We start from the raw sequence: 11647 nt of genomic DNA on the forward strand, positions 1-11647 counted from the left end.
TTTTATAAAAAACAATGATTTACTAGTTGGCATGGTCGGTGCTAAAGCTTAAGTACAGTACCCATGCGTTACAGGCATTGGGATTTTTCAACCGTACAAAGGCAATCAACATGAGTACATTAAAAGTCGTGGTTGTTTCGGGCAATCTAGGGCTACCGTCCAAGACGCTGAAATTGGCCGAGCAAATCATCGATGCAATCAAGCAGCAAGCCTACCAGCAAGCTTGCATTGATGTAATAACCCACAGCTTGGCTGATCTGGGCCCGGTTTTCGGTCCAGCCCGTCATCCGGGGGAGTTGAGCGAGAGTGGCAAAGCCGTGCTGGATTCTATCGGATCGGCCGACATCCTGGTCGCGGTTACACCGGTTTACAAGGGTTCCTACACCGGCCTATTCAAGCATGTGTTTGATTTTCTGGATGTGAAAGTGCTGAACGAAGTTCCGGTGATTCTTGGCGCCACCGGCGGCGGGGAAAAGCATGCCCTGATTATCGAACATCAACTGCGGCCGCTATTCGGCTTCTTCGGTGCGCAAACCGTTCCTTCCGGTATCTACGCCACCGAACAGAACTATGACGGTTCACGTTTTAGCGATGCCGTCGTCAATGAACGTATCCATGCGGCAGCGCGCCAGGCTGTTACAGCGGCGCTTATCCGAGCGGATCAAACCCAATTATGTGAAGTAGCTTAAGGAGAGCATCATGTCTGTACACGATTACGAAAAAATCCGTTCCGAAATTCGCGCCCTGGTTGACGAAGTCATTCGGCCTAATGCCGAGCAAACCGACCTTGGCGTTTTCCCGCGGGAGAATCTTGAAGCCTTGGGCCGGGCGGGTTGGAATGGCGTACTGATTCCTAAGGAATACGGCGGTTTGGGTCTGGATCATGTCGCCTTTTCGATCGTGGCTGAAGAAATCGGCCGTGCCTGTGCTTCGACCGGCCTGGTCTATGTGATGCACACCGGCGCGGCGCAGACCATCAACTTATTCGGCAACCACGACCAAAAAGAACGTTGGTTGAAGCCGGCCAGAGACGGTTTGATCGGTACCTATTCGACCAGCGAAAAAGCCTCGGGCGGACACTGGTGGTTCAACTTCAGCGAAGCCAGCCGTGGCAGCGACGATAACTATATGCTGAATGCGGAAAAATCATTTACCACCAGCGCCGGACAAGCGGATTACTACATTTTTCAAACCCGTTCGCCGGGCGCCAAGGGGCCCACCGATATCAGCTTCTTCATCGTAGATTCCAAGCTGGACGGCATCACGCACGGCACTTGGGAAGCGCTCGGCGTGCGCGGCAACCACAGCGGGCCGATCACCTACAAGGATGTCAATGTAAAAAGCATCGATCGCCTGGGCGACGAAGGCCAGGGCAAGGACATCGTTTACCACGGCGTATCGCCGGTCTATCTGGTCGGTCTGGGCTCTGTCTGGCACGGTGTGGCCAGGGCGGCGCTGGAAAAAGCATCAGATCACCTGACCGGCACCATTCACCGCGATTTCAACCGCAAACTGTCCGACTACCAAGTGTTGCGCCAGCAATTGGGCGAGTCCAAGGTGTTGGTCGAAAGTTTACGGCCCTGGCAACACGATCTGGCGCGGCAATTGGACCAGTTGCAGGCCTCCGGCCAGCCGCAAGGGCAAATCCTACTGCCGTTGACCGAATTCAAGGTGCATGCGGCGGAAGTCGCCAATATCTCGGCGCGCAACGCCCTGGATGTCAGCGGCGGTTACGGATACAAGAGAGGCCCGATCGAACGCATCTTCCGTGATGCACGAGCCGGCATCGGCATGGGGCCGTCGAACAACATTGCCCGCGAATGGATAGGCAAGGCGCTGGTCGGATTGCCGCTGGAACTGTTCGAGGCAGGCGGCGAGTAGAACCAGCAAGAACGTTTCGATTAATCAACCTTTGCCAGGCCTCGATTGGAAGGCATAGGCGCGAAGCCAGCCATCTCGATCGACACTATTTCGGAGAACCGCATGTCACAGAATGATTTGAAAGCAACATTAGAGAACACCATTGCCACCCTGCAAAACAATCCGGCGGGCGCCCGCCTGGTCTTCAAGGCGCAGACCCGCCTGCTCAATGGCGTGCGTTGCGTCGCCGAAGTGCGGGATTTTCCGCCGCTGATCATTGATGAACCGCCCGAACTGGGTGGGGGGGACGCGGGGGCAAATCCGGTCGAGCTGATCTTGGCCGCGCTCGGCACCTGCCAGGAAATCGTCTATGCGGCCTACGCCGCTGTGTTGGGTATCCCTTTGACTGCCGTCGAGGTGACCGCCAAGGGCTATCTGGATCTGCATGGCCTGTTCGGCTTGAAAGAGGTACGCTCCGGTTTCCAGAAAATCAGCTTCGAAACCGCATTGAAGAGCCCTGCAGACCCGGAAACGATCGAAAAGCTGGTGGCGGTTGTGGAAGCGCATTGTCCCGTGCTCGATACCTTGACCCGGCCTGTCGAGGTGGCAGGCACGGTCATACTCAATGGTGCGCCGCTGAACGTCCTGGCCAGCAATGCCGCGTGAGGAAATCCACATGAGCCAATCACATCACAGCAACAGCCCCATCAAATTCGCCTACTGGGTTCCCAATGTCAGCGGCGGTCTGCTGGTCAGCAAAGTCGAGCAGCGCACCAGCTGGGATATCGACTATAACCGCAAGCTCGCGCAAATCGCCGAGCAAAGCGGCTTCGACTACGCCCTCACGCAGATCCGTTTCACCGCGGGTTACGGTGCGGAGTATCAGCACGAATCGGTCTCTTTCTCCCATGCCTTGTTGGCCGCGACCAAGAAGCTAAGGGTGATCGCGGCTATTTTGCCGGGACCCTGGCATCCGGTAGTCGTCGCTAAGCAGATTGCGACGATAGACCACCTGACGGCCGGCCGTATCGCCGTCAACATCGTCAGCGGTTGGTTCAAAACCGAATTTACCGCGATAGGCGAGCCATGGCTGGAGCATGACGAACGCTATCGCCGTTCGGAAGAATTCATCCGCGCGTTGAAAGGCATTTGGACACAGAACGATTTCAGCTTTTTCGGCGATTTCTACCGTTTCCACCATTTCACCTTGAAGCCGAAACCCCTGCAACAACCGCATCCGGAGATTTTTCAGGGTGGTAGTTCCCGGGCGGCGCGTGATATGGCGGCCCGGATTTCGGATTGGTATTTTACCAATGGCAATACATTGGAAGGTATTAAAGCGCAGGTCGACGATATTCGCGCCAAGGCAGCCAAGGAAGGTCATTCGGTCAAGATCGGCGTCAATGCTTTCGTGATTGCCCGGGATACCGAGGCGGAAGCCCGGGCGGTACTGGATGAAATTATTGATAAAGCCGACGCAGACGCCGTCAATGCATTCGGACATGAAGTCAAGCAGGCAGGAAAAGCATCCCCTGAAGGCGAGGGTAATTGGGCCAAGTCCACATTCGAAGATTTGGTGCAATATAACGATGGCTTCAAGACCAACCTGATCGGCACACCCGAACAAATCGCCGAGCGCATTGTCGCGTTGAAAGCGGTCGGCGTCGATCTGATCCTGACCGGCTTTTTGCATTTCCAGGAAGAAGTCGAATATTTCGGTCAGCGGGTTTTGCCTTTGGTCCGCGAACTGGAAGCGCGGCAAGCCGACAAAGTGGCCGCCTGATGAGCAAGGCGAATCCTCCTAAGCAGGCTCAAGCAAAGACTCAGGCGTTGTTCGAAAAGGCCGAACAATTGGCGGCGGAGTTTGCCGCCACCGCCGTGGAACGCGATCGGCGCGGCGGCACGGCGAAAAGTGAGCGCGACAGCCTGCGTCAAAGCGGCCTGTTAAACCTGATCATCCCGGCCGAATACGGCGGGCACGGCCTGGATTGGCACGATACCTTGCAGATCGTGCGCATTATTTCCAGGGCCGACAGTTCGCTCGGGCATCTGTTCGGTTTCCAGCATTTGCTGCTGGCGACGCTGCGGCTGTTCGGCGACCAATGGCCGCATTATTACCGCGAAACGGTTAAAAACAGCTGGTTTTGGGGCAACACCCTGAATCCTCTGGATACCCGCGCCAAGATTAGCGCAGACGGTCAGGACTGGCTGGTGCAGGGCACCAAAAGCTTTTGCTCCGGCGCCACCGATTCCGATCACTTAATCGTATCGGCCTTGACGGAGGCGGGTGGCAAATTAGTTATCGCCGCGATTCCCAGCGATCGCCCAGGCATCCGGATTCATTCGGATTGGGACAATATGGGGCAGCGCCAGACCGACAGCGGCACGGTGGACTTTCATGGAGTGCGCATCTATGACCATGAAATCTTAAGGCAACCCGGCCCCTTGGGCAGCGTGTTTGCCACCTTGCGCCCGTTGATTGCGCAACTGGTGTTAATCAATATCTACTTAGGTATTGGGGAAGGCGCTTTGGCGGAGGCGATAGGTTATACCCGCAGCCAGTCGCGGGCCTGGTTTTTGTCCGGCGTGGAAAGCGCGACCCGCGATCCTTATGTGCTCAAAAAGTACGGCGAGTTTTGGGTCGACCTGAACGCCGCCGCGCTGGCGACCGATTATGCCGCCAGCTTATTGGATGCTGCCTGGCGCCAGGAAAATGCGCTCACCGAGGCGGAGCGCGGCAGCGTGGCGATCGCCAGCGCGACGGCCAAAGTTCTGGCTACCAGAGCCGGGTTGGACGTGACGCAACGCTTGTTCGAAGTCACCGGCGCGCGGGCGACCAGCGCCAAGGCCGGCTTCGACCGCCATTGGCGCAATCTGCGCACCCATTCGCTGCATGATCCGGTCGATTATAAGCTGCGCGATCTTGGCGAATGGGTTTTGAATGCCAAGGCGCCCACTCCGAGCTTTTACTCCTAAGGATCAAAACATGAGTTACGACACAATAGAAACGGCGCTGGAAGCCATCCGCAGCGGTAGCTTCGTGGTAGTGGCCGACGATGAAAGCCGGGAAAACGAAGGCGATTTAATCATCGCGGCCGAAAAAATCACGCCCGAACGCATGGCCTTTTTGGTACGGCACAGCAGCGGCGTCGTTTGCGTCTCCCTGCCGGGCGAGCGCGTCGATGCGCTGCATCTGGAACCGATGGTCGCGAGCAATAGCGATGCACATGGCACGGCATTTACCGTTTCGGTGGACTTGAACAAAGGCACCAGCACCGGCATTTCCGCCGCGGACCGCAGCGCCACCATCCGCGCCTTGGCGAATCCGGCCTGCACCGCCGACAATTTTGCGCGCCCGGGGCATGTGTTTCCGTTGCGGGCCAGGCAGCATGGCGTGTTGGCGCGGCCGGGCCATACCGAAGCGGCCGGGGACCTGGCGCGCTTGGCCGGATTGTATCCGGCCGGCGTATTGTGCGAAATCGTGAATGACGACGGCAGCATGACCCGCGGCGAGGCGCTGCGGGCATTCGCCAACCAGCATCAATTACCCTTTATCCGGATTGCCGACTTGATCGCCTACCGCCGCCGTAACGAACAACTGGTCGAGCACGTCTCGGAAGCCAGGATACCCACCGCCGTTGGGGTTTTCACCGCCCATGTTTATCGCTCGGTGCTGGACGGTTCGGAGCATCTGGCCCTGGTCAAAGGCCAGGTGACGGGACAGCAGAACGTCCTGGTGCGGGTGCATTCCGAATGTTTAACCGGCGATGTGCTTGACTCGTTACGCTGTGATTGTGGCAATCAACTCAAAATGGCGCTGGCAAAAATCGAACAGGCGGGCAGCGGGGTACTGGTTTATTTGCGCGGGCATGAAGGCCGCGGCATCGGTTTGGCGCACAAGTTGCGCGCCTATGAATTGCAGGATCAGGGCCGGGATACCGTACAAGCCAATCTGGATTTGGGGTTGCCTATCGATTCCCGCAGCTATGATGTCGGTGCCCAGATCCTCAGCGATTTGGGGGTGACGACGATCAGACTCATGAGCAATAACCCGGCCAAGTTCAGCCAGCTGGCGGGATACCGGCTGAAAATCGTCGAGCGCGTACCGCTGGAGCCCGCCCCCAATCGGGAGAACATCGTCTATTTACGCACTAAATCCGAGAAGCTGGGGCATTTGCTCAATCTGGACAATCTGCCCTGGGAAACGCTGAGCGTTAAATGAGGCTACCCGCACCTGGAAGAAGCCTACCCGTGTCGCCGAATTGCTGTTCCCCTGTTACCGGTTGCAAAAGCGCCTGAAAAAACACGCGCCAGATCGATATTCCATTTAAGCCTCGTGGGCGATACCGGAAAAGTCGAGTTGCAAGCCAAGGCCGGATGAGCAGAGGCCGAGCCGAGGCTGACGATGACATCGCTTGTTCCCCTCAAGCCCGTAATAGAAACCTAAAACCTGACCCTTTACAGACTCTATCAACCTCGTCAACCAACTTTAAAACCCATGAAACTAGAAACGATTGCTATACACGGTGGCTACAGCCCCGACCCGACCACCAAAGCCGTGGCCGTGCCCATTTATCAGACCACGTCTTACGCCTTTGACGATACCCAGCATGGCGCCGATCTCTTCGATTTGAAAGTGGCCGGAAATATCTATACCCGTATCATGAACCCGACTTCGGACGTGCTCGAAAAGCGCGTGGCCGCCTTGGAAGGCGGAATCGCCGGGCTGGCGCTGGCCTCCGGCATGGCGGCGATTACCTACGCGATCATGACCATCGCCGAAGCCGGCGACAACATCGTCTCAGCCGCCACGCTGTACGGCGGCACTTACAATCTCTTTGCCCATACCCTGCCGCAATACGGCATCGATGTGCGTTTTGCCGATTATCGCGATCCCGAAGCTTTCGAGGCGCTGATTGACGGCAAAACCAAGGCGATTTTCTGCGAATCGGTCGGCAACCCGCTCGGGAACGTGACCGATTTTGAACGGCTGGCCGCCATTGCCCACCGCCACGGCGTGCCGCTGATTGTCGACAACACGGTGCCGTCGCCTTATCTTTGCCGTCCGATCGAGCACGGCGCCGATATTGTCGTGCACGCGCTCACCAAATATCTGGGCGGTCATGGTAACAGCATCGGCGGCGTGATCGTCGATAGCGGCAAATTTCCTTGGGCCGAACATAAAGCGCGTTTTCCTCGTCTGAACGAGCCCGACGTGTCCTATCATGGTGTCGTTTACACCGAAGCCCTGGGACCTGCCGCTTACATCGGCCGGGCCCGAGTCGTGCCGTTACGCAATACCGGTGCTGCCCTTTCGCCCTTCAACGCGTTTTTGATCCTGCAAGGCATAGAAACCCTGGCGCTGCGCATGGACAGGATCTCTGAAAACGCCGTCAAGGTGGCGCGATACCTGCAAAACCACGACAAGGTGGAATGGGTCAACTACGCTGGGCTCGAAGATCATCCGGATAAAGCGTTGGTCGATAAATACATGGGCGGACGCGCGTCCGGCATTCTGACTTTTGGCTTGAAAGGCGGCCGTAAGGCGGGAGAGCATTTTCAGGATGCGCTAAAACTGTTCACCCGGCTCGTGAATATCGGCGATGCCAAATCGCTGGCTTGCCACCCGGCATCGACCACGCATCGGCAATTGTCTTCTGAAGAACTGCTCAAGGCTGGCGTCACCGAGGACATGGTGCGTTTATCGATAGGGATAGAACACGGCGACGACATTGTCGCGGATCTGGAACAGGCGCTCGAGGTGGTTTGACGCCGGAGGATTATTCCGCACTTGGCAGATCCGGGGTCAACAAGCCAGGATCTGCTTGTCCTGAAAGCCGTTAATTTTTGCGAAACCCGACAACCCGAATTATTACATTTAGGCATAAACATATTGTTCTTAATCGTTTTATAAGTTTTTTAAAGCATGTTATCTTGACGGCTAACGTAACTTCAAAGGATATGTTTTTACTTATGCATTTACTTGCTTTTCCTAATCCCACCGAGATGGCTCTCTCAATTCGGGCATCGGCTCTCGTTTTCGAAGATCCAAAATCCAAAGAGTTACTTGACAGAATCAAACGTATTGCACCCAGTGAGTTGAATGCTCTTATCATTGGCGAAACCGGTACAGGGAAAGAACTGGTCGCTCGTCACATACATGAACTGAGTGCAAAGCGCAACGGGCCCTTTCTAGCGGTTAATTGCTGTGCCTTACCGGAAACATTGATTGAAAGCGAGCTGTTCGGCCATGAAAAAGGGGCTTTTACCGGCGCGATGACGACCAAACAGGGTTGGTTTGAGGCTGCTTCGGGCGGCACGCTTTTTTTGGATGAGATTGGTGATCTGCCGCAGTCGATGCAAGTAAAATTATTACGGGTTTTGCAGGAACGAGAGGTGGTTCGGGTTGGCTCTCGCAAGGCAATACCCATAGACGTGCGATTGATTGCAGCAACCAACGTCAAGTTAGAGGAAGCAGTCATGGCCGGCCGGTTTCGCGAGGATTTGTACTATCGCCTGAATGTGGCTGCATTGAATTTATTGCCATTGCGGCAACGTATCGGGGATATCTTGCCCCTAGCCGAGCATTTTTTAAAAGTTTATGGTCAGCGACTCGGTTGTCCGAAGGCTACTATTGCTCCAACTGCAAAGCAAATTTTGTTATCGCATACTTGGCCCGGTAACATCCGCGAACTGGAAAATGTTATCCATCATGCCTTATTGGTAGCCCGTGACCTTACCATTAAACCAACGGATTTAAATCTCTCTCAATTGCCAAGTTTTCCTAAATCGGCAGACTCTGATACTGGGGATTTTGAGAGATTAGTCAGTGCTTTTCAGGTTTTATGTGAGCAAGGCTATCCTGATTTGTATGCTCGTGCCGAACAAGCATTGTTACAAGTGGCTTATATGCATACCGACCGAAACCAATTGGCAACAGCAAGATTGCTTGGGCTGAGCCGACATGTGGTTCGGGCTAGATTGATTCAGCACCACATCCTGACAGCAGGGGAGCAGGGAACTGAAAAATCTCATCCTGTATTGCCGCAGAGTACGGGTGGATCTCCCATTATCGTGCGTGACTTTTTTCCAAAGGATGAAGAATACAATGAGGATTTTTTAGCCGAATCGTCGCAAGAATGCTGGGGCTTTTGATTTGATCTTGCCCAGATTTCACAGACACCCAGTTAAGAGATTTTTCTCTGACCCTGAGGCGTCTTATGAAAACGAACAAATTCACCCAACGCAATCGCTACACCCTTCAATTTAAAGAGCAAGCCATCGATCGGGCGAAACGAGATGGCCTTCCACTGGCAGTTTGTGATTGTCTCGGCCTACAGGCAAACTTGGCCGAAATCGATTGAATGACGGCCCATTCCGAACCTTATTCGCTTTGATACTCCCGCGCTATGCGAACAGCTCGTTTTCGAGTTTTGCTTCGTGCTTTTCTCTTTCATAACCCAATTTTTCAAAAGTTGGAGCCTTCGAGAACCTCCGGGGGATTCGGTTTCTGCAGCAATCATGGACTTCGCCATGGGGCATTCGCGCTGTGGGGATGTTGTAAATACCAATCAAGTAAGTTGTTGAATTATCAGCAGCCTATCAACACTTTATGCTGATAAAGCAACAGGCTAGGCATTTCCTAAGGAAATGGTCTAATTCCTTATGTCGTCAATTATGTTAATAAGCATTTGAAAATTAAAGATTTTATAATAAAAAATTAGTTTAAAAATAAAGTGGCACGGATATCGCAAACGTCATTTCATTAATAACCTGTTATGACGAGTTATATCGTGACAACACCTGTGACACCCACTTCGAATTCTTTTCAGTCGGCACCTGGCCCTTTGTACGCACGTATCCGGGATGAGCTACGTACCATGATTGTTACCGGCACTTACCAGCCGCATCAACGTTTACCGTCGGAGAGCGACTTGATCAAGAGTTATGGCGTTAGCCGAATAACGGTGCGTCAGGCGTTGGGTGAGTTGGAAAAAGAAGGCTTGCTATTCAAGGTAGCCGGTAAAGGCATGTTTGCTTCCAAGCCCAAACCGTTTCAATCGTTGACGCGGTTGCAGGGCTTTGCGGAAGCGATGTCACAGCATGGTCATGAAATCTATAACCGATTGGTTGGTATTACTTTTTTACCGGCATCGGCGGAGATGGCACAACGACTGGCGGTGGCGGAGGGTAGCTCAATCACGGAAGTGCGACGTGTGCGCCACCTCAATCGCGAACCGATTTCGTTCGATATTTTTTATGTGAATAGCAGTATTGGCGAACGACTCGCCAAAGAAGATCTTGCCAGCCGCGATATATTTTTGATTCAGGAAAATGACTACGGCATTCCACTTGGATTCGCTGACCTAGCGATTGACGCAGTACTGGCAGATACGGAAACAGCAGAATTATTGCAAATAGCCGAGGCTTCGCCGATTTTACGAGTCGAACGGCTTTCGCATACAGAAGATGGCGCGCCATTGAATTTCGAATACTTATTTTGTCGTGCCGACAACTTTCAATTCCGATTACGTATTACCCGATAAATTGCCCGGTCCAATTCGACGGAACGGGATTACATGACATGGTTAACTCGAATCAATCGTGTCATAGCTAGACAATTGGGCACCTCGAAAAACCTGCCCCCAAGAGAACATAGTCGCATCATCATCCAGCGGATTCTAAAGCCCATGATCAAAGAAAGCCTGTTTGCTGCCGAAGAACGAGAAACCAAGCTGAACAAGTTAGGTGATGTTCTTCAAATCCTGGAACAGCATGTCGATTTCGCCGCCTTAGCAGCTGCGATTGATGCAGCGGCACCCCGACCCAGTCGGGAGCGCGGCGGTCGTCCGCCGTTTCCGACCGAAATCATGGTTCGTACGTTGTTATTGCAGCAGCTGTATAACCTCAGCGACGAACAACTGGAATTTCAATTGCTGGATCGTTTGAGTTTCCAACGGTTTGCCGGGCTAAGGCACAGCAGCCAGATCCCCGATCGCACCACGTTCTGGACATTCCGTGAGCGACTGATGGCGGCGGGAGCCAGTGAAACGATCTTTGAAGCCGCGAATCGGGAATTAGATAAGCACGGCTATCTGGCGCGTGGTGGCCAAATGATTGATGCCAGCATCGTGCCCGCGCCCAAGCAGCATCGGCCTAAAGGCGAGAAAGCCCTGATCGAAGAGCAGGCCATGCCTATCGACTGGTCACCTGCCAAGCGTCGGCAAAAAGACATCGATGCGATGTGGACAAAAAAGCATGGCAAATCGTACTTCGGATACAAGTTGTCAGCCAACGTGGATAAGCGATACAAACTGGTTCGTAAAGTTAAAGTCAGCACGGCCAGCGAGCACGATACCTTGCATCTGGATGAGGTGCTGGACACTTTTAATACCGGCCGCGAACTGTATGCTGACAAAGGCTATGTGGACAAAGAACGTGAAGCGCGAATCAAAGCGTCAGGTCTTCGGGTGCATATCCAACGCAAGGCGGCCAAAGGCAAACCGCTATCCGACTGCCAAAAGCGGCGCAATACGCGGATTGCCAAGACCCGTGCCCGAGTTGAGCATGTGTTTGCCAGTTTGGAACAGATGGGCGGCAAAGGCTTGCGAAGTGTTGGGCTAGCTCGCGCCACGTTACAACTGAACTTCAAGGTGGCCACTTATAATTTGCGTCGCCTCTGCAGTTTAAAGACCTGCGGTATTAAGCCTGCTTTTGCCTTCTGACAGGCATCGTCCGCCTGAAATCATCAAAAATGGCGATTTCAGGATAAAAACCGCCCCAAACA

General features: G+C 54.0%; 11 protein-coding genes. All 11 read left to right on the forward strand.

Annotation, left to right across the window (positions count from 1 at the left end; translation table 11 throughout):
- The first annotated feature begins 110 nt into the window (after positions 1-110).
- A complete protein-coding gene (locus QZJ86_RS08750) occupies positions 111-689 on the forward strand; it encodes an NAD(P)H-dependent oxidoreductase (RefSeq protein WP_301938216.1) in 579 nt (192 codons plus the stop codon).
- A gap of 10 nt (positions 690-699) precedes the next feature.
- On the forward strand, positions 700-1881 hold the full coding sequence (locus QZJ86_RS08755) for an acyl-CoA dehydrogenase family protein (RefSeq protein WP_301938217.1): 1182 nt from the start codon (positions 700-702) through the stop codon (positions 1879-1881).
- Between the two features lie 102 nt (positions 1882-1983).
- Positions 1984-2526, forward strand: a complete 543-nt coding sequence (locus tag QZJ86_RS08760) for an OsmC family protein (RefSeq protein ID WP_301938218.1) — start codon at positions 1984-1986, stop codon at positions 2524-2526.
- 10 nt (positions 2527-2536) lie between these two features.
- Positions 2537-3643 carry a dimethylsulfone monooxygenase SfnG gene (sfnG, locus tag QZJ86_RS08765; protein WP_301938220.1) on the forward strand — a complete coding sequence of 369 codons (1107 nt, stop codon included), beginning with the start codon at positions 2537-2539 and terminating at the stop codon, positions 3641-3643.
- Positions 3643-4836, forward strand: a complete 1194-nt coding sequence (locus tag QZJ86_RS08770; protein ID WP_301938223.1) for an acyl-CoA dehydrogenase family protein — start codon at positions 3643-3645, stop codon at positions 4834-4836. Before sfnG ends, QZJ86_RS08770 begins: the two co-directional genes overlap by 1 nt.
- A gap of 10 nt (positions 4837-4846) precedes the next feature.
- Positions 4847-6082 (forward strand): bifunctional 3,4-dihydroxy-2-butanone-4-phosphate synthase/GTP cyclohydrolase II, encoded by a 1236-nt coding sequence (locus QZJ86_RS08775; protein ID WP_301938229.1) that lies wholly within the window; start codon positions 4847-4849, stop codon positions 6080-6082.
- Positions 6083-6358: 276 nt separating this feature from the next.
- On the forward strand, positions 6359-7630 hold the full coding sequence (locus tag QZJ86_RS08780) for a bifunctional O-acetylhomoserine aminocarboxypropyltransferase/cysteine synthase (RefSeq protein WP_301938230.1): 1272 nt from the start codon (positions 6359-6361) through the stop codon (positions 7628-7630).
- 164 nt (positions 7631-7794) lie between these two features.
- Entirely contained in the window at positions 7795-9015 is a 1221-nt protein-coding gene (locus QZJ86_RS08785) for a sigma-54 interaction domain-containing protein (RefSeq protein WP_301938231.1), read from the forward strand.
- Positions 9016-9080: 65 nt separating this feature from the next.
- Positions 9081-9224 (forward strand): hypothetical protein, encoded by a 144-nt coding sequence (locus QZJ86_RS08790; RefSeq protein ID WP_301938234.1) that lies wholly within the window; start codon positions 9081-9083, stop codon positions 9222-9224.
- A 429-nt stretch (positions 9225-9653) separates the two neighbouring features.
- Positions 9654-10406: a GntR family transcriptional regulator gene (locus QZJ86_RS08795; protein ID WP_301938236.1), complete on the forward strand. Its 753-nt coding sequence runs from the start codon at positions 9654-9656 to the stop codon at positions 10404-10406.
- 144 nt (positions 10407-10550) lie between these two features.
- Entirely contained in the window at positions 10551-11585 is a 1035-nt protein-coding gene (locus QZJ86_RS08800; protein WP_301938238.1) for an IS5 family transposase, read from the forward strand.
- The last annotated feature ends 62 nt before the right edge of the window (positions 11586-11647 follow it).

This window comes from Methylomonas montana, assembly GCF_030490285.1.
Classification (GTDB): Bacteria; Pseudomonadota; Gammaproteobacteria; order Methylococcales; family Methylomonadaceae; genus Methylomonas; species Methylomonas montana.

What these genes read in the sequence shown, in the direction of transcription:
- QZJ86_RS08750 (WP_301938216.1), top strand. Translation starts at nt 111, where the DNA reads ATGAGTACATTAAAAGTCGTGGTTGTTTCGGGCAATCTAGGGCTACCG.
- QZJ86_RS08755 (WP_301938217.1), top strand. Translation starts at nt 700, where the DNA reads ATGTCTGTACACGATTACGAAAAAATCCGTTCCGAAATTCGCGCCCTG.
- QZJ86_RS08760 (WP_301938218.1), top strand. Translation starts at nt 1,984, where the DNA reads ATGTCACAGAATGATTTGAAAGCAACATTAGAGAACACCATTGCCACC.
- sfnG (WP_301938220.1), top strand. Translation starts at nt 2,537, where the DNA reads ATGAGCCAATCACATCACAGCAACAGCCCCATCAAATTCGCCTACTGG.
- QZJ86_RS08770 (WP_301938223.1), top strand. Translation starts at nt 3,643, where the DNA reads ATGAGCAAGGCGAATCCTCCTAAGCAGGCTCAAGCAAAGACTCAGGCG.
- QZJ86_RS08775 (WP_301938229.1), top strand. Translation starts at nt 4,847, where the DNA reads ATGAGTTACGACACAATAGAAACGGCGCTGGAAGCCATCCGCAGCGGT.
- QZJ86_RS08780 (WP_301938230.1), top strand. Translation starts at nt 6,359, where the DNA reads ATGAAACTAGAAACGATTGCTATACACGGTGGCTACAGCCCCGACCCG.
- QZJ86_RS08790 (WP_301938234.1), top strand. Translation starts at nt 9,081, where the DNA reads ATGAAAACGAACAAATTCACCCAACGCAATCGCTACACCCTTCAATTT.
- QZJ86_RS08800 (WP_301938238.1), top strand. Translation starts at nt 10,551, where the DNA reads ATGATCAAAGAAAGCCTGTTTGCTGCCGAAGAACGAGAAACCAAGCTG.